This window comes from Pantoea sp. FN0305 (genome assembly GCF_050113845.1).
GTDB classification, from domain to species: Bacteria; Pseudomonadota; Gammaproteobacteria; order Enterobacterales; family Enterobacteriaceae; genus Mixta; species Mixta alhagi.
Genome location: NZ_JBNJSN010000004.1, coordinates 392,553 through 415,275, shown reverse-complemented (window position 1 = coordinate 415,275; position 22,723 = coordinate 392,553). Strand labels below are relative to the sequence as shown.

General features: G+C 53.5%; 22 protein-coding genes. 12 read left to right on the top strand and 10 right to left on the bottom strand.

Annotated features, from left to right (window positions below; all coding sequences use genetic code 11):
• Positions 1–4 precede the first annotated feature (4 nt).
• Positions 5–754 carry a bifunctional NADP-dependent 3-hydroxy acid dehydrogenase/3-hydroxypropionate dehydrogenase YdfG gene (ydfG, locus tag ACQE3Y_RS10980; RefSeq protein WP_426972636.1) on the top strand — a complete coding sequence of 250 codons (750 nt, stop codon included), beginning with the start codon at positions 5–7 and terminating at the stop codon, positions 752–754.
• Between the two features lie 98 nt (positions 755–852).
• Here the strand turns inward: ydfG and ACQE3Y_RS10975 are convergent, their stop codons facing one another.
• Positions 853–1,179, bottom strand: a complete 327-nt coding sequence (locus ACQE3Y_RS10975; RefSeq protein ID WP_085071761.1) for a YnfA family protein — start codon at positions 1,177–1,179, stop codon at positions 853–855.
• A 120-nt stretch (positions 1,180–1,299) separates the two neighbouring features.
• On the opposite strand from ACQE3Y_RS10975, the gene ACQE3Y_RS10970 reads away from it, so the two are divergent.
• Together ACQE3Y_RS10970 and ACQE3Y_RS10965 are read left to right on the top strand one after the other, a co-directional pair.
• Complete coding sequence (locus ACQE3Y_RS10970) at positions 1,300–1,647, top strand: DUF1283 family protein (RefSeq protein ID WP_250652722.1); 348 nt, start codon at positions 1,300–1,302, stop codon at positions 1,645–1,647.
• 52 nt (positions 1,648–1,699) lie between these two features.
• Positions 1,700–1,996, top strand: coding sequence for a DUF1161 domain-containing protein (locus tag ACQE3Y_RS10965; protein ID WP_250652626.1), 297 nt, complete (start codon positions 1,700–1,702; stop codon positions 1,994–1,996).
• Between the two features lie 137 nt (positions 1,997–2,133).
• Here ACQE3Y_RS10965 and ACQE3Y_RS10960 read toward each other — a convergent pair whose 3' ends face one another.
• On the bottom strand, positions 2,134–3,588 hold the full coding sequence (locus tag ACQE3Y_RS10960) for an MDR family MFS transporter (protein ID WP_426981647.1): 1,455 nt from the start codon (positions 3,586–3,588) through the stop codon (positions 2,134–2,136).
• Positions 3,589–3,967: 379 nt separating this feature from the next.
• Between ACQE3Y_RS10960 and ACQE3Y_RS10955 the strand changes: the two genes are divergently transcribed.
• The 4 genes from ACQE3Y_RS10955 to osmV are packed head-to-tail and all read left to right on the top strand — an operon-like array spanning position 3,968 to position 7,397.
• Positions 3,968–4,681, top strand: coding sequence for an ABC transporter permease (locus ACQE3Y_RS10955; RefSeq protein WP_426972638.1), 714 nt, complete (start codon positions 3,968–3,970; stop codon positions 4,679–4,681).
• A gap of 11 nt (positions 4,682–4,692) precedes the next feature.
• Positions 4,693–5,604, top strand: a complete 912-nt coding sequence (locus ACQE3Y_RS10950) for a glycine betaine ABC transporter substrate-binding protein (RefSeq protein ID WP_426972639.1) — start codon at positions 4,693–4,695, stop codon at positions 5,602–5,604.
• A gap of 9 nt (positions 5,605–5,613) precedes the next feature.
• The gene (osmW, locus tag ACQE3Y_RS10945; protein WP_426972641.1) at positions 5,614–6,261 is read left to right on the top strand and encodes an osmoprotectant ABC transporter permease OsmW; all 648 of its coding nucleotides are present in this window, start codon (positions 5,614–5,616) and stop codon (positions 6,259–6,261) included.
• Positions 6,261–7,397, top strand: a complete 1,137-nt coding sequence (gene osmV, locus ACQE3Y_RS10940) for an osmoprotectant ABC transporter ATP-binding protein OsmV (protein ID WP_426981646.1) — start codon at positions 6,261–6,263, stop codon at positions 7,395–7,397. Before osmW ends, osmV begins: the two co-directional genes overlap by 1 nt.
• 112 nt (positions 7,398–7,509) lie before the next feature.
• Here the strand turns inward: osmV and bioD are convergent, their stop codons facing one another.
• From bioD to ACQE3Y_RS10925, 3 genes are all read right to left on the bottom strand, one after another.
• Entirely contained in the window at positions 7,510–8,193 is a 684-nt protein-coding gene (bioD, locus tag ACQE3Y_RS10935; RefSeq protein ID WP_426972643.1) for a dethiobiotin synthase, read from the bottom strand.
• A 131-nt stretch (positions 8,194–8,324) separates the two neighbouring features.
• Positions 8,325–9,542 carry a sugar metabolism global transcriptional regulator Mlc gene (gene mlc, locus ACQE3Y_RS10930; protein ID WP_426972645.1) on the bottom strand — a complete coding sequence of 406 codons (1,218 nt, stop codon included), beginning with the start codon at positions 9,540–9,542 and terminating at the stop codon, positions 8,325–8,327.
• Positions 9,543–9,775: 233 nt separating this feature from the next.
• Entirely contained in the window at positions 9,776–10,675 is a 900-nt protein-coding gene (locus ACQE3Y_RS10925) for a LysR substrate-binding domain-containing protein (RefSeq protein ID WP_426981645.1), read from the bottom strand.
• 94 nt (positions 10,676–10,769) lie between these two features.
• Between ACQE3Y_RS10925 and ACQE3Y_RS10920 the strand changes: the two genes are divergently transcribed.
• Together ACQE3Y_RS10920 and tus are read left to right on the top strand one after the other, a co-directional pair.
• The gene (locus ACQE3Y_RS10920) at positions 10,770–12,026 is read left to right on the top strand and encodes an MFS transporter (RefSeq protein ID WP_426981644.1); all 1,257 of its coding nucleotides are present in this window, start codon (positions 10,770–10,772) and stop codon (positions 12,024–12,026) included.
• A 139-nt stretch (positions 12,027–12,165) separates the two neighbouring features.
• Complete coding sequence (gene tus / locus ACQE3Y_RS10915; RefSeq protein ID WP_426981643.1) at positions 12,166–13,104, top strand: DNA replication terminus site-binding protein; 939 nt, start codon at positions 12,166–12,168, stop codon at positions 13,102–13,104.
• A gap of 97 nt (positions 13,105–13,201) precedes the next feature.
• Here tus and fumC read toward each other — a convergent pair whose 3' ends face one another.
• Complete coding sequence (gene fumC, locus ACQE3Y_RS10910; RefSeq protein WP_426981642.1) at positions 13,202–14,599, bottom strand: class II fumarate hydratase; 1,398 nt, start codon at positions 14,597–14,599, stop codon at positions 13,202–13,204.
• 199 nt (positions 14,600–14,798) lie between these two features.
• On the opposite strand from fumC, the gene manA reads away from it, so the two are divergent.
• From manA to ACQE3Y_RS10895, 3 genes are all read left to right on the top strand, one after another.
• Positions 14,799–15,971 (top strand): mannose-6-phosphate isomerase, encoded by a 1,173-nt coding sequence (manA, locus tag ACQE3Y_RS10905; RefSeq protein WP_426981641.1) that lies wholly within the window; start codon positions 14,799–14,801, stop codon positions 15,969–15,971.
• A gap of 74 nt (positions 15,972–16,045) precedes the next feature.
• On the top strand, positions 16,046–17,542 hold the full coding sequence (locus ACQE3Y_RS10900) for a YdgA family protein (RefSeq protein ID WP_426981640.1): 1,497 nt from the start codon (positions 16,046–16,048) through the stop codon (positions 17,540–17,542).
• Between the two features lie 201 nt (positions 17,543–17,743).
• Positions 17,744–18,526: a DUF1460 domain-containing protein gene (locus ACQE3Y_RS10895; protein ID WP_426981639.1), complete on the top strand. Its 783-nt coding sequence runs from the start codon at positions 17,744–17,746 to the stop codon at positions 18,524–18,526.
• 48 nt (positions 18,527–18,574) lie between these two features.
• Here ACQE3Y_RS10895 and add read toward each other — a convergent pair whose 3' ends face one another.
• The 4 genes from add to araH all read right to left on the bottom strand — a co-directional run bounded on the left by add (position 18,575) and on the right by araH (position 22,719).
• Positions 18,575–19,573: an adenosine deaminase gene (gene add / locus ACQE3Y_RS10890; RefSeq protein WP_426981638.1), complete on the bottom strand. Its 999-nt coding sequence runs from the start codon at positions 19,571–19,573 to the stop codon at positions 18,575–18,577.
• Between the two features lie 164 nt (positions 19,574–19,737).
• A complete protein-coding gene (locus ACQE3Y_RS10885) occupies positions 19,738–20,460 on the bottom strand; it encodes a GNAT family N-acetyltransferase (RefSeq protein WP_426972658.1) in 723 nt (240 codons plus the stop codon).
• Between the two features lie 299 nt (positions 20,461–20,759).
• The gene (gene araC, locus ACQE3Y_RS10880) at positions 20,760–21,677 is read right to left on the bottom strand and encodes an arabinose operon transcriptional regulator AraC (RefSeq protein ID WP_085071780.1); all 918 of its coding nucleotides are present in this window, start codon (positions 21,675–21,677) and stop codon (positions 20,760–20,762) included.
• A 58-nt stretch (positions 21,678–21,735) separates the two neighbouring features.
• Positions 21,736–22,719, bottom strand: a complete 984-nt coding sequence (gene araH / locus ACQE3Y_RS10875) for an L-arabinose ABC transporter permease AraH (RefSeq protein WP_249894527.1) — start codon at positions 22,717–22,719, stop codon at positions 21,736–21,738.
• Between the last annotated feature and the right edge of the window lie 4 nt (positions 22,720–22,723).

Here is a 22,723-nt window from a genome sequence, read left to right as displayed (position 1 = left end):
CGAGATGATAATCTTTGTTACCGGTGCGACTGCCGGTTTTGGTCAATCGATCGCCCGTCGTTTTATCGCAGCAGGACATAAAGTGATTGCTAACGGACGTCGCCAGGATCGTCTGGATGCGCTAAAGGCTGAACTGGGTGAAAATTTGTATACCCTGCAATTCGATGTCCGCGATCGTGCTGCAATCGATGCTGCGCTGGCTACTCTGCCGGCTGAATGGCAACAGGTCGATATTCTGGTTAACAACGCCGGACTGGCGCTGGGTGTGGAACCTGCCCATCAGGCCAGCATCGACGACTGGGAAACCATGATCGATACCAATAATAAAGGGCTGGTGTACATGACCCGCGCGCTGTTGCCTGGCATGGTAGAGCGTAATACCGGGCATATTATTAATCTCGGCTCGGTTGCCGGTAACTGGCCTTATATGGGCGGCAACGTATATGGCGCAACTAAAGCCTTTGTACGTCAGTTCAGCCTGAATTTACGCACCGATCTGCACGGCACAGCGCTGCGTGTGACTGACATCGAGCCAGGCCTGGTGGGCGGCACCGAGTTTTCCAACGTGCGCTTTAAAGGCGATGATAGTCGGGCGGAAAGTGTGTATGCCGGTACTACCGCGCTGACGCCAGAAGATGTGACCGAAGCAGTATATTGGGTGGCGACGTTGCCAGCGCATGTGAACATTAATACGCTGGAAATGATGCCGGTTAGCCAGACCACCGCCGGGCTAAAAGTGGCGAAAGAATCCTGACGCCAGAGGCGGACGAACATCCGTCCGGCTCTGGCACTGCGAGGTGTATGGCAACTAAGCCTGATTGATTTCCTCAGGTTTAGTTGCCCGGCGTAAGGTTACGCTTTGCCCCATCCCGCCACAATAATCAGCATGCCGCAGAAAGCCACCGCCGCGCCCAGCCAGTCGCTGTAGCTTAAGCGTACGCCATCCACCCAGCGCAACCACAGCAACGCCGTGACCACATAAACGCCGCCGTAAGCCGCATAAACGCGCCCGCTGGCGGCGGGATGCAGCGTCAGCAGCCAGACAAAAGCCGCCAGGCTCAGTGCCGCCGGAACCAGCAGCAGCGCCGACGCGCCCTTTTTTAGCCACAGCCAGGGAAGAAAACAGCCCACAATTTCCGCCAGTGCGGTAAGAAAAAAAAGCAGCGTGGTTTTGATCATAAAAAAGCGTTCTCAAAGCTAAACGAAGCGTCTGGCTCGCTGGTGAGTAAACAAGCGACGATGATATACTAAAAGCGGTATCACCTCATGGCAGGTTGCCATAAAGATAAGGAACCGATGATGCAAACATTATTTACCCGTCTGGCTGTCGCTCTGCTTCCGTTTACGCTGTTCAGCGCTTTGGCGCTGTCATCTGCGTCGGCCCAGGCGCGCACCGAGCGTTTGATCATTGAAAACGGAAGTAATGCGTTAAGCAATGAAGAAGCGCGTCAAAATAAAGAACAGTGGGATGACACGCGCATGCTGCGTAAAAAGCTCAACAGCCGCGTCGAAAAAGAGTTTGATAAAACCGATCGTGCCTTTGATAGCCGTGACGCCTGTGAAAAAAGCTATAACGTCAACGCATACTGGGAAGCCAATACCCTACGCTGCCTGGATCGACGCACCGGACGCCCCGTAACACCCTGATCTTACTTTGCTGCTATAGTTACCGCTGGTTTTATTGCAAAAGGATGATGTGATGAGAGCGAAGAAGTGGATGTTAAGCGCCCTGTTGGTTGTTGCTCCGCTGGCAGCCCAGGCATCGTGCGAATCGGTAAAAGCGGATATTAGTCAGAAGATCATCAATAACGGCGTGCCTGAATCAGGCTTTACGCTGGATATTGTGCCTAACGATCAGGCTGAGGCTGCCGGTGGCCAGGTGGTTGGACATTGTGACAACGACTCACAGAAAATCGTTTATAAACGTACCGGCGTCGACGGTGAAACTAACGTGCCTGCCGATGCCGGTACCGCACAGGATGCCCCCGCTTCCTGATTTATCCTCAAGGCGCCTGAACGGCGCCTGTTTTTTCTCAAGCGAATTATTAATCACATTTAAGCTGATAGTTACCGGTTATTTGTACCGGTACTTTTCAATAGTGAATAGGGTTAAGATTCTTGTTTCACGCGTTCCTATTCCGGTCTGCGTCGTGGCATGGTCCAGGCGATAAACAGGCTGCCAACGGCAATCACCAGCGAGACAATAAATACCCAGTGCAGCGAAGCAGCGATATGCAGCGTCATCTGATGCAGGGTGCCCCCGTCTAACGCCTGCCGCCGCTCCGGCGACATAATTTGCTGCACCGGATCCTGCGCGTCAGGCAACCGCAGCAGCAAATTATAATTGAGTACCGCGCCCATAATGGCTGTACCCAATGCGGAGCCAAGCATGCGGCTAAACATAATCGAGGCGGTGCAGATACCGCGAATAGCGAAATCGGCGCTATTCTGAACCGAGACCAAAAAGGTGGTGCTGGTCATGCCCATTCCGGTACCAATCACAAAAGCGGCAAAGCCAGCCTGCAACAGGCTGCTCCCGGCATGCAGCGTCAACAGCAGCGCCGTGCCCGCAATCAATAACAGCGCGCCCAGCTGAGCGGTAAAACGATAAGAGGTATGCAGCATCAGACGGCCGCTAAAGGTACTGGCAAGCGGCCAGCCAATCGACATCATGGCCAGCGCGCTGCCCGCCTGCAACGGCGAACCGCCATTGATGCCCTGAATCCAGGTGGGCAAAAAGGCGCTGATGCCCATCATCGCCGCGCCAATAATCAAATTCCCGGCATTACCGGCAACAATGACCCGGCTCCGCCAGATAGCCAGCGGAAACAGCGGCGCCTCGGCTTTTTTTTCATGGTGCAGCAGAATAAAACCGGCGATTAACGCCACGGCCAGAAACAACAACAGCCAGTAGCCCAGCGCCTCAGCCTGAAGCAGCGCAACCAGCAGCGCGCTGACGCTTAGCATCAGCCAGGCGCTGCCGGATACGTTAAGGCTCTGCTCTGAAGGTTGTTGATGCGCCGGCAGCCAGCGCGCCAGCATCAGCATTGAAATAATGCCCAAGGGTACGTTAACCCAGAAAACCAGCGACCAGCTGAAATGTTGCACAATCCAGGCGCCGTTCAGCGGGCCGATAATCGCCGCAACGCCCCAGACGCTGGAAAGCCAGCCCTGAATGCCCGCCCGCTCGCGAGGCGAATAAATGTCCGCCACAATAGTCGAGGTGATCGGCATAATCGCTCCTGCACCCAGCCCCTGAAAAGCACGGAACAGAATAAGCCAGGTCATACTGTGCGCCATGCCGCACAGCACCGAACCCAGTAAAAACAGCGAGGCGCCGATCAGGAACATGCGTTTACGTCCCCACAGATCGGCGAGCCGCCCATAGATCGGTACGCTTACCGCCTGAGTTAGCAGGTAAATGGAAAAAACCCAGCCAAATTGCGAAAAGCCGCCCAGTTGAGCAATGATGGTGGGCATCGCCGTCGCGACAATAGTGACTTCAATTGCCGCCATAAACATCGCCAGCATACAGGCAATTAAAATCCAGTGACGGTGTGCGACCGTCTGATGTTGAGCTTCTGACATGTTTTCCCTTCCTGTTAATTTCCTAAGCGTAGCCCAACGCGGCGCATTGCGTACACTCCCTTAAGTGACGTTGTCACTTAAGTTTGCTTTGGTTGTTTCCTGTCTGCCGCTGGCGTTTGAAAACATGTTTTCTCCCCTTGCCGGGAAAAACTATCCTGCTGATCCTGCCGCAAAACTGGCGAACCCGTCTGCGCGCTGCTATAGATTTAAGGCACCACGTTTTTTTTGCTGATAAAGACGTAAAAATCAGCACTTTATCTTTATCGTCCGGCGTCGCTGACGCGTACCGCTTTCCACGGCGCTATGCACACGGATTAATATAACAATTGAGCCATCCTGCAGGGATGCGCTTCAGGTCATCCCCAGGAGAACGCTGTTCATGCATTTTTCCCCCGCGATTAAGCGAATCATTCTGGCGTTGCTGGTGATAGCGCTGGTGGCTGCGCTGTTGATTTACGGTGTCGGCCCTGAGGTGATTAAAGCGCGTCAGGTCGATTTAATTTACCTTGGCAGGCAACATCTCTGGCTGGTGGGTTGGTCGATGCTGTTCGCTCTATTGGTCGGCATTCCCAGCGGTATTTTACTCAGTCGTCCTTATATGCGCCGCTGGGCGGAATACATTATGCAGATTTTTAATGTCGGCAATACGCTGCCGCCGCTAGCGGTGCTGGCTTTGGCGATGGTAGTGATCGGCATTGGCGATCGGCCGGCGATTTTCGCGCTGTTTCTTGCTTCGCTATTACCTATTGTGCGTAACACCTATGCAGGATTGATTGGCGTACCGGAATCGTTGCGGGAAGCCGCCAACGGCATCGGCATGACAAAAATGCAGCGTCTGCGTCAGGTAGAGCTGCCTAACGCCTGTCCGGTGATCCTTTCCGGTATTCGCATCGCGATGGCAATTAACGTTGGCACCGCGCCGCTGGCGTTCCTGATTGGCGCCAGCAGCTACGGCGAGCTGATCTTCCCTGGGATCTACCTCAATGACTTTCCTGTCCTGATTTTAGGCGCGGTGGCGACGGCGCTGTTTGCGCTGATTCTGGATATGCTGCTGGCGGCTCTGGGTCGCTGGTTAAGCCCACATGCGCTGTAAAAAGGAGCCTTATGACTATTTCTGTTTTGACTCGGGCGCTGGGCACGCTGCTGGCGACGCTATTACTATGCCTCTCCTCCGTGCAGGCCGCACCGATTACCATGGCTACCAAAGGCTTTACCGAACAACATATTTTGTCAGCAATGACCACGCTGTGGCTGAATAAAAAAGGCTTTCAGGTGATCCCTAAAACGAATATCCCGGTGTCGATCGGGCGCAGCGCAATGCTGAACAAACAGATCGACATGACCTGGGAATATACCGGCGCCTCACTGATTGTCTTTAATCATATTACAACCCGGATGTCCTCTGAGCAGGCCTACCAAACGGTAAAGCGTCTGGATGGCAAATTAGGTCTGATCTGGCTTAATCCGGCACCCATGAATAACACCTACGCTTTTGCCATGCAGCGTCAACGCGCCGAAAAAGAGCATATCACCACGGTTTCACAGCTGGTGGCGCGTATTGAGCAGATCCGCAAACAGGATCCGGACCATAACTGGATGCTGGGTCTGGACCTGGAGTTTGCCGGGCGCGCCGATGGTCTGAAGCCGCTGCAAAAACTGTATGGATTAACGCTGGATCGTCCGCAAATCCGCCAGATGGATCCGGGGCTGGTGTATAACGCCATTCGCGACGGTTTTGTCGAGGCCGGACTGGTGTATACCACCGACGGACGGGTAAAAGGCTTCGACCTGAAAATTCTGGAGGATGATAAGCATTTCTTTCCCAGCTACAACGTGACGCCGCTGGTGCGTAAAGAGGTACTGGAGGCGAATCCAGGTCTGGCGGAGGCGCTCAATCAGCTTTCTGCATTGATCACAGATGACGTAATTACCGAACTCAACAAACGGGTCGATATCGATCATCAGTCACCGCAGCAGGTCGCCCGCGATTTTCTGCAGTCTAAAGGCATGCTGTAAGGAGATGCTATGGATACGATTCACTATATGATCGACAACTGGCCTCACCTCGTCGCCCTTAGCTGGCAACATCTGTGGCTGGTTCTGGTGGCGGTTGGCTGCGCTATTCTGGCCGGCGTGCCGCTGGGCATTTTAATTGTGCGCTTTAAATGGCTGGCGACCCCGGTGCTGGGGATCGCCACCATTGTGCTTACTATCCCTTCGATCGCGTTGTTTGGTCTGATGATCCCACTTTTTTCCCTTATTGGTCAGGGTATTGGCGTGGTGCCGGCGATTACAGCGGTATTCCTCTATTCCCTGCTGCCGATTGTACGCAATACCCATACCGCGCTGGAAAGTCTGCCGCCTGGCCTGCGCGAAGCCGGGCGCGGTATCGGCATGACCTTCTGGCAGCGCCTGCGCTGGGTGGAAATCCCGCTTGCCCTGCCGATTATTTTCGGCGGTATTCGTACGGCAGTGGTGATGAACGTAGGCGTTATGGCGATTGCGGCAATTATTGGTGCTGGCGGTTTGGGCCTGCTGTTGCTGGACGGCATTAGCGGCAGCGATATTCGTATGCTGATCGCAGGCGCAGTGCTGATTTGCTTCCTGGCAATTATTCTTGACTGGCTGTTGCATCGCTTGCAGCTGGTGCTGACACCGAAGGGGATTCGATAATGATAAAGCTGGAAAACCTGACTAAAACCTTCATTCAGAAAAATGGCACGACGTTTAATGCGGTGGATAATGTCAACCTGCACGTGCCAGCGGGAGAAATGTGCGTGCTGCTTGGTCCGTCCGGCTGCGGGAAAACCACTACGCTGAAAATGATAAACCGTTTGATTCCGGCAACCAGCGGTAAAATTACCATTAACGGTGAAGATACCAGCACTCAGGATACCGTTACCCTGCGCCGCAATATCGGCTACGTGATTCAGCAGATTGGCCTGTTCCCTAACATGACTATCGAAGAAAACATCACTGTCGTGCCGCGCATGCTCGGCTGGGATAAAAAACGCTGCCGCGATCGCGCCAGCGAGCTGATGAATATGGTGGCACTCGATCCGCATAAGTTTCTGCATCGTTATCCGAAAGAGATGTCCGGCGGACAGCAACAACGTATAGGTGTCATTCGTGCGCTGGCGGCGGATCCGCCGGTCCTGCTGATGGATGAGCCTTTCGGTGCGGTCGATCCGATTAACCGAGAGGCGATTCAGAACGAGTTTCTGGAAATGCAACGCCAGTTAAAGAAAACCGTCATGCTGGTTAGCCACGATATCGATGAGGCGCTCAAGCTGGGCGATCGCATCGCTGTATTCGGTCAGGGAAAAATTGTGCAGTGCGCCACGCCTGACGAACTCCTGGCGAAACCGGCCAACGAGTTTGTTGGCTCTTTTGTCGGTCAGGATCGCACACTGAAACGATTGCTGCTGGTCCAGGCTGGCGACGTGACCGATCAACAGCAAACCCTTACCGTTAAGCGGTCCACGCCGTTGTCAGAAGCATTTGTGATCATGGATGATAATGATATGCGCTCCATTACCGTGGTTGATAGCGACGATCGCCCGCTGGGCTTTGTGAAACGGCGTGAAGCGCGCGGAGCCAGCGGCTACTGCGAAGAGAAACTGCACAATTTTACCGTAACCGGCAAAGCGGAAGAAAACCTGCGTGTGGTACTGTCAAAACTCTATGAACATAATCTGGTATGGATGCCCATTGTGGATGAAGAAGGCCGCTACAGCGGCGAAATTTCGCAGGATTATATCGCTGATTATCTGAGTTCAGGCCGTACGCGTCGCGCACTCAGTCGCTAAACATACGATTGCGCCCTGAGGGCGCATCAAAAAATGATTACCTTGTTTGCGTGGGGCGTTTTCTTCCTGCCCCCGCGCTTTATTCGATAACTGTGCGTATGCCCTCTGTGAATCAGGCGACAGCCTGCGGCAGTAAAAGCGAGGAGAGATCGATATAACCTGCCAGCTCGCGCTCTTCAGCCCGTGGCAAATAAGGCAGCTCGCCTAACAGCGGCGCCGGGATTTTCTCCTGCAGTACCTGGATAATTTCCGCATAGTGCGCCAGCCCCGGATTGATGCGGTTGGCGACCCAGCCCATCAACGGCAGACCATCGTTAATGATTGCCTGCGCCGTCAGTAAGGCATGACTGATACAACCCAGCTTGATGCCGACAACTAACACCACCGGCAGCTGCTCCTGAATAACCCAGTCGGATAACGGCCGCAGATCGTTCATCAGGCTGCGCCAGCCGCCGGTCCCTTCCACCACCACCACATCGGCCTGCGCTTCCAGCGCCTGCAGGCCGCTGCTCAGACACGCATAGTTAATGGCTTCGCCGCGATGGGTGCTGATTTCATCTTCTAGCAGCGTAACGGGATTTATCGCTTCATAAGGCACATCAAGCGTGGAGGCACGATGTAATATCAACGCATCTTTATTGCGTATCCCGTCTGCCGTCATCTGGCTACTTTTGGCTACCGGTTTATATCCCACTACCGCCGGGTGCGTTTCCGCCAGTTTTTGCATCAGGGCACGTGTAACAACTGTTTTACCGACGGCGGTATCCGTACCGGTAATGAAAAGACGACTCAGCATAGCAACACTCCGGCAGGCTGTCGGCCTGAAATAGTTAAACATTAATCATCGGTTTATGTCGCACAGTGTAGGAAATCGCGCTTTTGCACAGCTTGCGTTAGCGCAATTTTTTAGTGATAACTGAAATTAGATTAGCCCTGCAACAGTTTGATAAGCAGTTCACCGTTATACAGGGCGTTTTTGACCAGCGCAGCGCCAGGCATCGTGCCGACGTTGGGAAATTGGGTGGGTTCAACATGGATATCGGCGCTGTAAGCTGGCAGCGCCTGCTGGCGGATCGAGGCGCCGATTGCCGGATACAGCACCTCGGCGGCGCGGTTAAGCGGAGAACCAATCAGGATTTTTTCCGGATTAAACAGATTGACCATAATGGCCAGAATGCGCCCGACGCTATTGCCAATCCCTGTAATGATATCGCGCGCCAGCGGGTCGCCATTCAGTGCCGCATCGCACAGTGATTCCACGGTTAACGGCTGATGATGCAGAATAGAACTGAGCGCGGTCTGCATGCGCTGTGACGTCAGTTCCAGAATGCTGCCGATACTGGCGACCGTCTCCAGGCAACCATGGTTGCCGCAATAGCACTGCTTGCCATACGCATCCACCTGCGTGTGCCCAATTTCAACCAGCGAACTGCGACTGTTATGCAGCAGGCGACCGCCAGTGATTACGCCTGCGCCGACGTTGTCATCGATGACGATCTGGATAACATCGCTGGCCCCGCGCGATGCGCCAAACAGCGATTCAGCGATGGTCCAGGCGCAAACATCATGCTGAATATAAACCGGCAGACCGGTATGGGCGGACAGTTCCGGCCCCAGCGGCATATCAGCGACCTGATAAAACGGCATGCGATGAACCATTCCCTTGCCGGAATGAATAATACCGGGCAAGGTAATGGCGATGGCGGTCAGCCGCTCCAGCTGGTGCTGATGGCGGATAAAAAACTGATCGATTTCAAGGATCACGCGGTTTAGCAGCGGCGTCTCGCTCTGCACCGGCAGCGACCGGGTCTCTTCGGTAACCAGCGCGCTGCTGAGGTCGCGTAGCGCCAGCGTGATCTCGCCGTTGCCAATACGAACGGCCAGATAGTGCCAGGCTACGGTATCCAGAATCAGGCCAACCGCAGGCCGACCACGACTGCCCGGCTCCTGATACTCCGTTTCCTGTACCAGATGGGCTTCCAGCATTTCACGGACAATTTTGGTGATACTGGCTGGCGCCAGCTGAGCCCGCCGGGAAAGCTCAATACGCGATATCGGGCCAAATTGGTCGATCAGGCGATATACAGCCCCAGCGTTTGTCTGCTTGATCTGGTCGATATGACCAGGTTGACTGTCCGCTATCACTACCCCTGCTCCCACTTATTTTCGCGCTTCAAAATAAACCTGCTCAGGCTATGGTGGATGAGATATTAACAGGCGTCAACTATTTGATTCGGAATGTGATTTACTGCACAAAAACAGGACCAGGCAGAGAGGCTGTGATCGATTAGGCCTGCGGCCCGCCGAGTAATATTGCAAGGCGCATGTGAATAAATCGGGAGCTATCCGCCATTGTAAGCAATAAATGGGCTGCAAACTCAGCGCCGCCAGCTTTCGCTTAGCAACAAGGACTTCATTTGCTTCATCTGCGCACTGATTTCACGCTGTTTTGACCAGACCAACCACATTTCCGACCAGGCATCCGCCTCCTGTAGTGGCAACCAGACCACGCCAGCCAGTTGCGCACGGCGAAAAGAGGCGGGCAAGATAGATATGCCCAGCCCGGTGGCAACCAGGCCAAGGATGGTCATCGCCTCGCCGACCTCCTGCGTAATATAAGGCTGGATTTGGTAGCGCTGCAGAAGCGCCATCGTTTCGCCATACAGTGCGGTGCCGCTTTGCGCATCGAAAAAAACAAAAGGTTCGTTGGCCAGGGCAGTAACCGAGACGCTTTGCTGACTCGCCAAAGGGTGCGCATGATGCACTATGCAGCAAAGCGGCTCACGCAGCAGCAGCTGCCATGCCAGCGTTTCCGGCAGAGGCGTGTTACGCATTACGCCAAAATCCAGTCGCCCTTCGCTTAAAGGCGTCAGCTGTTGGCGGGTGTTCATTTCCTGCATTTGAATATGCACCTGCGGAAAACGCTGACGATAGGTAAACAGCGCATCGGAAACGGCGGTAATAAAAGGTGCCGATGAGGTAAAGCCGATACGGATCTCCCCTTCCTCCCCCTGATGCAAACGCGCGGCGCGGCTGGCCGCCTGCTCAACATCCAACAGGATCACGCGCGCATCCTGCAGGAACTGACGTCCAGCTGCGGTAAGCTGAACGCTACGATTGGTGCGCGCCAGCAAACAAGCGCCTACCTGCTGTTCAAGCTGCTGGATCTGCTGGCTTAACGGCGGTTGTGAAATATTCAATCGCAGCGCCGCACGACCAAAATGCAGCTCTTCCGCAACGGCGATGAAGTAACGAAGATGACGAAGTTCGACATTCATACTTTACATGTATCAATTCAGATAATTAATATATTAGACAGTATAATAAGGTCGCCCCACAATTAAATAGTTGATGTTTAAATAAGGAACTATTGTGGAACGCTCATCCCAGGGCGCGACGTTACCCGCTGACCAGGTTCAGCGTGTCTCGCCCGCTGTCGTGAATAAAAACCTCTATATCAAACGCGGCACGCCGCAGTTTATGCGCGTAACGCTGGCGCTGTTTTCCGCAGGTCTCGCCACCTTTGCCCTGCTCTACTGCGTTCAGCCTATTTTGCCGGTGCTTTCTCACGAATTTGGCGTGTCACCCGCAACAAGCAGCATTTCGTTGTCAATTTCAACCGCTCTTATGGCGCTGGGGCTGCTGGTAACCGGACCGCTTTCCGACGCCGTGGGCCGCAAGCCGGTAATGGTGATCGCGCTGCTACTGGCCGCGATATGCACCCTGATCTCCGCCACCATGCACAGCTGGCACGGCATTTTAATTATGCGGGCGCTGATTGGTTTATCGCTAAGTGGTGTGGCTGCGGTTGGTATGACCTATTTGAGTGAGGAGATTCATCCCAGTGTGGTTGCCTTTTCCATGGGTTTATATATCAGCGGCAACTCTATTGGCGGGATGAGCGGTCGTTTGCTGAGCGGCGTTATTACTGATTTTAGCTCCTGGCGCGTGGCGGTAGTCGTGATCGGCTGTTTTGCCCTGGCTTCGGCGCTGATGTTCTGGAAAATTCTGCCTGCGTCGCGTCATTTTCGGCCAGCTTCACTTAATCCCCGTAGCCTGGCGATTAACTTTCGCCTGCACTGGCGCGATCGCGGTTTACCGTTGCTGTTTGCGGAGGGTTTTTTGCTGATGGGTGCCTTCGTTACGCTATTTAATTACATTGGCTATCGTTTGCTGAGTGCGCCCTGGTTTCTCAGTCAGGCGGTTGTTGGCCTGCTGTCGGTGGTTTATCTCACCGGTTCATGGAGCTCACCCAAAGCGGGGGCGATGACGGCCCGCTATGGACGCGGCCCGGTTCTGTTTTTCTCCACGGCTTTGATGCTGTGTGGCCTGCTTATCACGCTTTTTAATTCCCTGTGGCTGATTTTCCCGGGAATGATGCTGTTTACCGCCGGATTCTTTGCCGCCCACTCCGTTGCCAGCGGCTGGATTGGTCCACGTACGCGTCGCGCCAAAGGGCAAGCTTCATCGCTGTATCTGTTCAGCTATTATGCGGGATCCAGCATTGCGGGCACCCTGGGCGGCGTATTCTGGCACGCCTGGGGCTGGCCAGGCATTACGACATTTATTGCCATAATGCTGCTGTTGGCGTTGCTTGTCGCCAGCCAACTCCACAGTAAAAAACTCTAGCCTCACCTCATCTTCTTCTGGCCGCGCTCACGTGGCCTTTTTTTCTGCCTGACTGATGATTTCCCCGTAGCTGGACTGGTATTTTTGATTATTCATATGTATGTTGTAACTAATAATATTTTTCACCGCAGGAGCCACCATGCCTCGCTATGACTTAGTGGAAGATTTGCGTCAGTGCGCTAATCAGCTTGATGAGGAGCTTAGCGTTCTCCAGCAACAATTAACGTCGCTGCCGCTGCTGGTCGGCCGGGTGTTCTCGTTACCGCCAGTGGCAAAAGGCGCTGAACACGATCCCATAGCGCAAATCAGCGTAACCCAGCATTTGGGGGATGAGGCGCGACAGCTTGCTTTGCAGCATTATTGTCGTCTGTTTATTCAACGTCAGTCGGAAAATATCAGCACCAAGGCTGCTGTTCGCCTGCCCGGCGCACTCTGCTTTGAAGCAGACAGCCACCAGCATGCCCTTCTCCATCAGCAGGTTGATAAAATCAATCTGCTTAAGGCGCGGCTGGAGCAGATCATTACCGTGGAATCTGGCTTACCGAGTGAAGCACGTTTTGAATTTGTGCATACGCATCTGCGCGGCCTGCTAACGCTAAACGCCTACCGCGCCATTACCCTGCTGGATGCGCCAGACAGCGTGCGCTTCGGTTGGGCCAACAAACATATTATTAAAAATGTAACGCCGCAGGAGATTGTGGCAAAGCTGGAAAAGAGCCTGAAGGCGGGCCGCGCGCAGGCGCCCTGGACCCGTGAGCAATGGGCGGAGAAGGTACAGCAGGAGCTGATCGCGGTGCAGTCATTGCCTGCGGGCGCGAAGCTGAAAATCAAACGGCCGGTTAAAGTGCAGCCGATTGCACGTATCTGGGATAAAGAGCAGCAAAAACAGACGCAGCTGGCCTGCCCTTCCCCGCTGCTGGTGCTTTGTCCGGATCGGCAACAGGTGCCGGTATTAGGTGAGCTGTTAAATTATGATGCGGAAAATATTACCCATCGCTATAAGCCGCAGGCGGATCCGCTGTGGCTGTTGATCCCGCGACTGCATCTTTATTGCGACAGGCCAGTAAGTTCGGTTTAAGGGAAAGATCACAGGCAAAGAGAGAGCATAACGGCGCTAAATCGCGCGGATTCAGGCGCAAAGCAAAAACCGGGGCCTGCTGGCCCCGGGAGATAATTTACTGCTTCATGCTGCCAACCATCTCTTCTGGTCGAACCCAGGCATCAAACTCTTCTTCCGTGAGATAGCCCAGCTTCAACGCGGACGCTTTCAACGTCAGCCCCTCTTTATGCGCTTTTTTAGCAATTTCAGCGGCTTTATCGTAACCGATATGCGTATTCAGCGCGGTCACCAGCATCAGCGACTCGTTCAGCAGTTGCGTTATACGATCGCGGTTTGGCTCGATGCCTACGGCGCAGTGATGATTAAAGCTATCCATACCATCCGCCAGCAGACGAATCGACTGCAGGAAGTTATGAATGACCATCGGACGGAACACGTTCAGTTCAAAGTTGCCGGACGCGCCGCCAATATTAATCGCCACATCGTTCCCCATCACCTGACAGCAAAGCATGGTCATCGCTTCGCACTGGGTCGGGTTAACTTTACCTGGCATGATAGAGCTGCCGGGTTCATTTTCCGGAATGGCAATTTCACCGATGCCGCAACGCGGGCCAGATGAGAGCCAACGCACATCGTTGGCGATTTTCATCAACGAGGCCGCCAGACCTTTAAGCGCGCCGTGTGCATGCACCAGCGCATCACAGGTCGCCAGCGCTTCAAACTTATTCGGCGCGGTCACAAACGGCTGACGCGTCAGCGCGGCCAGCTCTTCAGCAACGCGCACTGCATACTCAGGATGCGTATTCAGTCCAGTGCCAACGGCGGTGCCGCCCAGCGCCAGCTCAGTTATGTGCGGCACGCTCTGCTCGATATGCTTCAGGTTATGTTCCAGCATCGCTACCCAGCCGGAAATCTCCTGGCCCAGCGTCAGCGGCGTGGCGTCCTGCAGGTGGGTACGGCCAATTTTAACGATATCTTTAAACGCTTCCGCTTTAGACTGCAGCGTTTGCTTCAGTAAATTGAGCTGCGGAACCAGGTTCTCACGCAGAGCGATCACCGCCGCCACATGCATAGCGGTAGGGAAAACGTCATTGGAGCTCTGGCTTTTATTGACATCATCATTTGGATGCACCAGGCGAGACATGCCACGCTCACCGCCGAGGATCTCACTGGCGCGGTTGGCCAGCACCTCGTTCATATTCATATTGGTTTGTGTGCCGGAGCCGGTCTGCCAGATAGCCAGCGGGAATTCAGCGGTATGCTTTTCCGCCAATACTTCGTCCGCAGCCTGAATAATCGCCTCCGCTCTCTCCTGCGGCAGCAGGCCGAGATCGCTGTTAACTTTTGCGGCGGCGCGTTTGGTTAACGCCAGCGCATGCACCAGCTCGGCAGGCATTTTTTCTGTAGAGATGCGAAAGTGTTCCAGCGAGCGCTGCGTCTGCGCGCCCCACAGTTTATCAGCCGGTACATCAATAGGTCCCATTGAATCTTTTTCAATGCGGTTGGCTGCCATTACTTCTCTCCTTTAGCACAAACATATGATTTAAAAAGCCCTGACCTGTGACTATCCGACACAGCGGGCATGGGCCATAGTGTGACATACAATAATTTAACATTCTGCGAGCCAATCGTCCTTATTTGACTTGTGTCCAGGTTTCGAAAACACGTTCTGCTTTAATACCTGCGGTCAGCCGCCAGTAAAAGGAGAGATCATGTTTAAGCTTCACAATTCGCTGCAAAACTATGCATGGGGCAGTAAAACGGCACTAACTGAGATGTATGGCATTGAGAATCCGACGCAGCAGCCGATGGCTGAGCTATGGATGGGCGCACACCCTAAAAGCAGCTCGGGGATTGAAGTGAACGGCGAATTGCGCTCACTGCGGGAGATGATCGAATCAGATAAGCCGGGCCTGCTGGGAGAAAAAGTGGCGGCACGTTTTGGCGAGCTCCCCTTTTTGTTTAAAGTGCTGTGTGCCGAACAGCCGCTATCGATTCAGGTGCATCCTGGCAAATCCGCCGCCGAGGCTGGATTCGCACGTGAAAACGCAGCGGGCATCCCGCTGAACGCGCCGGAACGCAACTATAAAGATGCTAACCATAAGCCTGAACTGGTTTATGCGCTGACCCCTTTTTTAGCCATTAACGGTTTTCGCCCTTTTGCGGAGATCATTTCCTTGCTGCAGCCGGTTGCCGGTGCGCATCCGGCCATCGCCCACTTCTTACAGCAGCCGGATGAGGCGAGCCTGGCCATACTGTTTTCCTCGCTGCTCTCGTTACAGCAGGCAGAGAAACAACGTGCGATTGATATTCTTAAAGCCACGCTGCATACGCAACACGGCGAACCCTGGCGGACTATTCGCAACATCGCTGAAGAGTATCCTGATGACAGCGGGCTTTTTTCTCCGCTGCTGCTAAACCTGATTGAACTACAGCCGGGCGAAGCGATGTTTTTATTTGCTGAGACGCCCCATGCCTATCTACGCGGCGTGGCGCTGGAGGTGATGGCAAACTCAGATAACGTGTTACGCGCCGGGCTGACGCCGAAACATATTGATGTTGATGAACTGATGGCCAACATAAAATTTACGCCCCGCGCGGCGGATACCCTGCTCACCGAGCCGGTGCAGCAGGGAAATACGCGCGAATTTCCCGTTCCGGTGGATGATTTCGCTTTCGCAATTCACGCGCTGAACGCTACACCGATAACGCTCTGCCAGCAGAGCGCGGCAATCCTGTTCTGTATTGAAGGCGAAGCCCGGCTGACGGGCCAACAGCCGCTGACGCTCAGGGCAGGCGAATCCTGTTTCGTCGCCGCCAGCGAATCACCGATAACGGCTTGCGGTCAGGGACAACTTGCCCGAGTTTATAACCTGCCAGGCTGACGGCCAGTTCTGCAAATGCTATGATTATTCAATAAATTAATATCAGGCATTGATGCCGTAAAAAGGACGAATCGATGAACAAGACGAAAATTGCGGTTGGCGTTGTAGTCGCGCTGGGAGTGGTCTGGACGGGCGCGGCCTGGCTAACAGGCAAGCAGATCGAAAGCCACATGGATCAGATCGTGCAAAATGCGAATGCGCAGCTGACAAAGCTTGCGCCCGACAGCCGTCTGAAAGTGAGTTACCAAAATTATCAGCGCGGCCTGTTTACCAGCCATACTCAGCTGGTAGTACAGGCCAGTTCGCAGACAGAAGATAATGCGCTGCTGAAGCCGGGCCAGAGCGTGGTGCTGAATGAGACCATCGATCATGGCCCTTTCCCCTTCGCTCAGCTGAAAAACTTTAATCTGATCCCCAGCATGGCCTCGGTACACAGCGAGCTGGAAAATACCCCCGCGCTGAAAAAGCTGTTTGAGCTGACCAAAGGTAAATCGGTGATTGATGCGGATACCCGTATCGGTTACAGCGGCGCTACCGCTTCAACGATTCGTCTGTTGCCGCTGGATTATCAAAACAGTGAAACCGGCGAGCGCTACGCCTGGAACGGCGGCACGCTGGGCATTGACAGCGATGCCGAAGGCGATCGGGTTAATTTCGATTCCGATATTGACAGCGTGGCGCTGACAATAAGAAACGAAGCAAATCAGCCCGTGCTGTTCACCCTGAATGGCATTAGCCTTAACGGTAAAACCCACCTTAGCCCGCAGGGTGTGCGTATTGGCGATCAACACTTCAATCTGAAAAAGCTGACCACGGCGGTTAACGGCCAGGAAACAGCAACGCTGGAAGGCATGGATATCAAAACGCAGTTTGATTCCAGCGGCAATACGCTCTCTGGCCAGATGGATTACGCCATTGATAACCTCATGCTGGAAAAACAGAGTTTTGGTTCCGGCAAGATGACCCTGAAGCTGTCACAGTTTGATGGACAGGCATTGAAAACGGCTTCGGATAACTATCGCAGCCAGATGCAGGCATTAATCAATCAGCCCGGCATTGAACAGGATCCCGAGCGTTATCAGGAAGGCGTACGTCAGATTATGGCCGCTAACCTGCCGCTGCTGCTGAAAGGCGATCCGGTGGTGACCGTGGCTCCGCTAAGCTGGAAAAATGATAAAGGAGAAAGCACCTTTAACTTAGCGGCGCATTTTAAAGATCCCGCTACTGCTCAGGGCGTGGCGCAAACGCCGGCTGACGCGCTGAGCCGGATGCTAAAATCGCTGGAAGGTAAACTGGTGATTAATATGCCGATGGCGACCGCGCTGATGAAGCAGGTTGCTATGGCGGAAGGTTATCAGGAATCTGATGCCAGCAAGCTGGCTGAACAGCAGATTAAAGGCCTGGCGGCGATGGGACAAATGTTCCGCCTGACCCAGCAGCAGGATGACAACATCGTGACCAGCCTGCAGTTTAACGGCACTCAGGTGACGATGAACGGTGAAAATATGCCGCTCGACGGCTTTCTCTCCCGTTATATGCTGGGCGCGCCGGCACAAAACCTGCCGGAATAAGGTTATTGCGCTTTTAACGCGCTATTCACTCTCAGGGCGACATCATGTCGCCCTTTTTTATATCAGCGTTTTTTTTGCGCGCCCCCTCTCATTCATAAAAATAAAATTTGCGCTCAGATGATTATTTAATAATTATGCCACTCCATCCTCAGGATTGAGGTTATTTCTTGCCTGACAGAAATAATACAGAAGGAATTAAAAATGAAATTAATAGCATCGTTATTATTAATATTTTCTCTTGCCGCCTGCACCACTACATCTCGCCCGGTAATAGATAAACAAACCTCTGAGCGACTTGATGAGATGCTGCAACAGCAGGTTATTCCCGCACATAATAAACCACTGGGAGAGCGCATTGCCGATATCTCTGCGGCTTTTCTCGGGACGCCTTATCAGGCAGATACGCTAACGGGATCGGATAACGTTCCAGAGCAGCTGGTTGTCAATTTTAACGGCGTCGACTGCTTTACGCTGCTGGATTATGTTGCCGCGCTCAGCCACGCCAGCAGCCGAGACGACTTTTTTACTCAGTTGCGCCTCACGCGTTATCACCAGGGAGAGGTGAGTTTCGTCCATCGTAAACATTTTTTCTCCGACTGGTTTAGCCTGGCACCCTTAAATGCGCGCGATATTACCGATAAACTGAATACCCCGACGGTTAAAATTACTAAACAGCTTAATTTAAAAACCGACGGCGGAAAATATTTACCTGGCTTGCCGATAACGCCCCGAATAATTAATTATATTCCAGCTAATAATATTAATAAGGGAACTTTAAAAGCGTTGCAAACGGGCGACTATGTGGGAATTTATTCGCCGCTGGCGGGTCTGGATGTTTCGCATACCGGAATTATCATTAAAAAAGGTAATCAGGTTTGGTTACGTAATGCCTCTTCTTTAAAGAAAAATATGAAGGTTGTCGATACACCGCTGCTCTCTTACATTAAAACGCGGCCAGGCATTGTGGTTGCCCGTCCGCGCTAGTCAGCCCGTAGCGTATTACGCTGCGGGCTGGCCCTGGCTCAGTTCCGCTTAGCCCGCTACACGCTGACGGATACGCTGCTTCTCTTCTTCGCTCAGGAAGGCGATCTTCAGGCCATTTTCCTGGGCGGTAAGAATATGCTCAGCCGTCAGCCCAGCCTGCGGTGCGGCAACCTGATACTCATGAGCAATTTCGATCCCCTGCACCGCCGGGTCGTCAGTATTCAGCGTAGCAAGAATGCCATGATCAAGAAATTTCACCAGCGGATGATGGCTCAGATGCGCTACGGTGCTGGTCTGGATATTTGAAGTCAGGCAGGACTCAATACCAATCCCCTGCGCGGCAAGGAAATCCATCAGCGCCGGATCTTCTACTGCCTTAACCCCGTGACCAATACGTTCGGCGCCCAGTTCACGAATCGCCTGCCAGATACTTTCCGCACCGGCAGCCTCACCGGCATGTACCGTAATTCGAAAGCCTGCGTCACGCGCGCGATTGAAGTGGCTGAGGAATTCACTGCCAGGGAATCCCAGCTCGTCACCGGCCAGATCCACAGCGGTAATGCCATCGCGATGGGCCAGCAGTCCTTCCAGCTCATTCAGGCAGGCTTCTTCACCAAAGGTACGGCTCATAATACCGATCAGGCGTACATCAATATTATGCTGCTGGCAGCCAGCACGTACGCCATCAATTACCGCTTCCACTACGCCGGTAATGGGCAATTGATGGTTCATCGCCATATAGCCTGGCGAAAAACGCAGCTCGGCATAATGGATCCCGGCGCGGGCGGCATCCTCAACGTTTTCCAGCGCCACGCGACGGCAGGCCTCCAGCGATCCCAACACCTTTACCCCCCAGTCAAGCTTTTGCAGGAAACTTACCAGGTCGGGCTGGTTTTCGACCACCTGAACATGAGGACGCAGTGCTTCCAGGCTGTTGGCTGGCAAAGCAATGTTGAACTCACGACCTAAATCAAGGATGGTGGCGGCACGAATATTGCCATCAAGATGGCGATGGATATCGGTAAGCGGAAGGCGGGCGTCGATCATATGCACTCACTTTTAATCTTTAAGGTAAAGTGCAGAGTAGTATAAAAATAAGTTGCGCAACTATGCCAGATAATTGCGCAAGATGTTAAACCAACTGCTGATTAAATAGCCGTCTGCGCGTTGCCAGCGCAGAGGCCGCAAAGCGCACTCAACCTAAACCCGGCTTATGCCTCGCCACTGTTCACTGCAACGCGGAAGCTCTCAAGCTTATGGATCTGCCTGCCACGCTCATCAAAATTTTCTTTTCTCAGCCAGGCTTTAAGTGCGGCAGCCGTATCAACCCAGTCAGAAGCGGTGATGGAAAAAAACGCGATATCTTCGGCATAACCTTTACTGATCCTTTTATCACGCAGTATTCCCTCTCTGATAAACCCGATACGTTGGGCCGAGTCTATGGACTGAGTGTTCAGGCTGTTGGTTTGCCACTCGCATCGCCGGTAATGCAGCTTATCCATAAAATAGCTAATGATCAGAAAAAGCGACTCCGTACTGAGCCGTGTTCTTTTCATCAGCGGCGTCCAGTTGATTTCCGCCAGCGCAAATACCCCATTATTCGGGTCAATATGGGTGACGCAAAGCATGCCTTTTATGTGACCATCATGAATATCTTTCACGGCGAAGTAGAGTTTATCTTTATCTGCGCTGAGTTTTCTAAAATACTGATAGCATTGTTCTTTAGTGGCAGGTTTGGCATCAGAAAGATAGGTCCAGTCCCGGTCATCGTCAATGCTGTGCCATTCAGGAAAGAGATCTTCGGCATGATCGGATGATAGCGGTAAAACGATACAGTAATCGCCTTTCAGCGTGACTTTTTCAGGAGCGGCTCTCTTCACCCAATCTTTAATTTCTCTGCCTAAAGCCTGGCCATAGTGGTTATGAGTAAGCATACCTTCTCCTTCGCATGGTTATTGCCTGAAAGATAACGACGGTAAGCCGCCTGAAATCCCTGCTTATTGCACAGTATAATGTAGAGCGAAAAATAAAAGATTAATATCATGCAATATATATCCTGTGATCCTGAACATAGAGTTCCGGCAAACAGGCGGCGCTAAGCCAGTCGATGTAAGGCGCAAGAGTGGTAACGCCTAAAGAGAAAGAAGAATATTTCAGATAAAAAGATGAGCGATGCTACTGTTTCTTTTCAATACAAGGCCCGCGATGCGATTGACGCGGGCCAACAAACCTTTTACTCCCCTGCTCGCTTTGGCAATTGCCAGGTTTCCTGTGCTACCAACGCGTCATGCGCGTCCTGGCTACGGCGTCGGAAATCGCTAGGGCTGACACCGACGCGTTTGCGGAACACACGCGAGAAATAGAGCTGATCGTCATAACCGACCTCACGGCCCACAGAAGCGATTGGCTCCTGGGTGGTTTGCAGCAGCAGCTTGGCACGAATGACCCGCTGGTCTTCACGCCAGCGCAGCAGGTTTACCCCCATCTGCTCACGAAACAGGTGCGCCAGCCGCGACGGCGACAGACAAACGTGCTTCGCCACCGCCTCAATTTTTAGCTCGCCAGCCAGATTACTGGTCACATACTGACAGGCTTCAATAATACGCGGATCGCGAATTTGCTGATGCGAGCGCGGATCTTCCTCTACTGCCCGCAGCAGGAGCCGCTCCAGCAAATTCATCGCCAGCTCTTCGGCAAAGCGACGGCCGGAATTATGCGTCTGTTCAATATTAGCAAACAGACGATCAAACTCACCGCGCAGCGACTCTGGCAGCCGCAGGCGTCCCACGCCATTGGTTTCATCCTGCCAGCGCAGCCAGTCATGCCAGTAGGCGCGTGGACGGAAATAGATCCAGCGGTGATACCAACAGTCGCTATCGGGCGCCCGGCCATAATAGTGCGGCGTCTTGGGCTGAAACAGCAGCATTTCGCCCGGCTCGCAGTCGAAAGAGGCATCGCCGTCAAATACCCGGCCCCGTCCTTTTATCGTCAGGTTGATAATATAGCCTTTCATGCCGTGCGGGCGGTCGATACAGAAATCAAGCGCGCCGCCAGCGCTAATCGGCGTCAGCCCGGCCACCAGCCAGGCATTAAACGCATAGCCCGGTAGTAAAGGGTTGGGCTGTGACTCAATCGGTTGACGATGGTACATAATAATCCTCGTAACGAAGCGTCGAAATTGCGGGCAGCCGTGCGGCTGCCCACGACGATCAGGCCGCTTTATGGCTCTGTTTGTAGCGGTCGAAAATCACCGCTGCCAACAGTATCAGACCGCGCACCACATATTGTGAGAAAGGTGAGATATTCAGAAGATTCATCGCATTCTCAACGGTACCGAGGATCAGTACGCCTGCCACCACGTAGGAGATTTTACCAATTCCGCCTTTCAGCGATACGCCGCCCAGCACGCAGGCGGAGATAACGATCAGCTCATAGCCCAGCGAAGTCATCGGCTGACCGCTGGTCATACGTGAAGCAAGGATAATCCCGGCAGCGGCTGAAACCAGTCCGGAAAGAATAAAGATAATGATGCGGGTACGTACCACCGGCACGCCGGCCAGCCGTGCCGCCTCTTCGTTACCCCCGATCGCCAGCGTATTGCGGCCAAAGGTGGTTTTATTCAGCAGAAAACCAAAGATAATCATGGTGCCGATGGTCAGCCAGATAGGTGCCGGCAAGCCGAACCAGGTGGCATAACCCAGCTCGAAGAAACGTTCATCTTCAATACCCACAGCTTTACCATCGGAAAAGATATAGGCCAGGCCGCGCACAATTTGCATGGTTGCCAGCGTGGTGATCAGCGCATTGATTTTCAGTTTGGCGATGACAAAGCCATTAACGAAGCCGCAGAGCATCCCCAGCAGCAGACCCGCGCCGATGCCCAGCCACAGGCTTTCGCTCATATTGATCACCACCGCCGTGGTCACCCCGGCGCAGGCAATCACCGACGCCACGGAGAGGTCAAAGTCGCCGGAGGCGAGGCAGAACAGCATGCCACACGCCACCATACCGGACATCGACATCGCCAGACCCAGCCCTTTCATATTGATAAAGGAGCCAAAGTTAGGGATAAACAGTACGCAGGCGATAAACAACACGGCAAAAACCACCAGCATCCCGAAGTTATCCCAGATACGGCCCAAACGTAAACCGGAACGCGCTACTGGCGGCGTATTTGAAGTCGTGGAAGACATAGCA

Bases quoted from the DNA above. Each gene is read 5' to 3' on its own strand.
- ACQE3Y_RS10965 (WP_250652626.1), top strand. From the start codon at position 1,700: ATGAGAGCGAAGAAGTGGATGTTAAGCGCCCTGTTGGTTGTTGCTCCG.
- add (WP_426981638.1), bottom strand. From the start codon at position 19,573: ATGATCGACGCCCGCCTTCCGCTTACCGATATCCATCGCCATCTTGAT.
- bioD (WP_426972643.1), bottom strand. From the start codon at position 8,193: ATGCTGAGTCGTCTTTTCATTACCGGTACGGATACCGCCGTCGGTAAA.
- araH (WP_249894527.1), bottom strand. From the start codon at position 22,719: ATGTCTTCCACGACTTCAAATACGCCGCCAGTAGCGCGTTCCGGTTTA.
- manA (WP_426981641.1), top strand. From the start codon at position 14,799: ATGTTTAAGCTTCACAATTCGCTGCAAAACTATGCATGGGGCAGTAAA.
- tus (WP_426981643.1), top strand. From the start codon at position 12,166: ATGCCTCGCTATGACTTAGTGGAAGATTTGCGTCAGTGCGCTAATCAG.
- ACQE3Y_RS10925 (WP_426981645.1), bottom strand. From the start codon at position 10,675: ATGAATGTCGAACTTCGTCATCTTCGTTACTTCATCGCCGTTGCGGAA.
- fumC (WP_426981642.1), bottom strand. From the start codon at position 14,599: ATGGCAGCCAACCGCATTGAAAAAGATTCAATGGGACCTATTGATGTA.
- ACQE3Y_RS10950 (WP_426972639.1), top strand. From the start codon at position 4,693: ATGACTATTTCTGTTTTGACTCGGGCGCTGGGCACGCTGCTGGCGACG.
- ACQE3Y_RS10955 (WP_426972638.1), top strand. From the start codon at position 3,968: ATGCATTTTTCCCCCGCGATTAAGCGAATCATTCTGGCGTTGCTGGTG.
- ACQE3Y_RS10970 (WP_250652722.1), top strand. From the start codon at position 1,300: ATGCAAACATTATTTACCCGTCTGGCTGTCGCTCTGCTTCCGTTTACG.
- ACQE3Y_RS10975 (WP_085071761.1), bottom strand. From the start codon at position 1,179: ATGATCAAAACCACGCTGCTTTTTTTTCTTACCGCACTGGCGGAAATT.
- ACQE3Y_RS10895 (WP_426981639.1), top strand. From the start codon at position 17,744: ATGAAATTAATAGCATCGTTATTATTAATATTTTCTCTTGCCGCCTGC.
- ACQE3Y_RS10885 (WP_426972658.1), bottom strand. From the start codon at position 20,460: ATGCTTACTCATAACCACTATGGCCAGGCTTTAGGCAGAGAAATTAAA.
- ydfG (WP_426972636.1), top strand. From the start codon at position 5: ATGATAATCTTTGTTACCGGTGCGACTGCCGGTTTTGGTCAATCGATC.
- osmW (WP_426972641.1), top strand. From the start codon at position 5,614: ATGGATACGATTCACTATATGATCGACAACTGGCCTCACCTCGTCGCC.
- ACQE3Y_RS10900 (WP_426981640.1), top strand. From the start codon at position 16,046: ATGAACAAGACGAAAATTGCGGTTGGCGTTGTAGTCGCGCTGGGAGTG.
- ACQE3Y_RS10960 (WP_426981647.1), bottom strand. From the start codon at position 3,588: ATGTCAGAAGCTCAACATCAGACGGTCGCACACCGTCACTGGATTTTA.
- araC (WP_085071780.1), bottom strand. From the start codon at position 21,677: ATGTACCATCGTCAACCGATTGAGTCACAGCCCAACCCTTTACTACCG.
- osmV (WP_426981646.1), top strand. From the start codon at position 6,261: ATGATAAAGCTGGAAAACCTGACTAAAACCTTCATTCAGAAAAATGGC.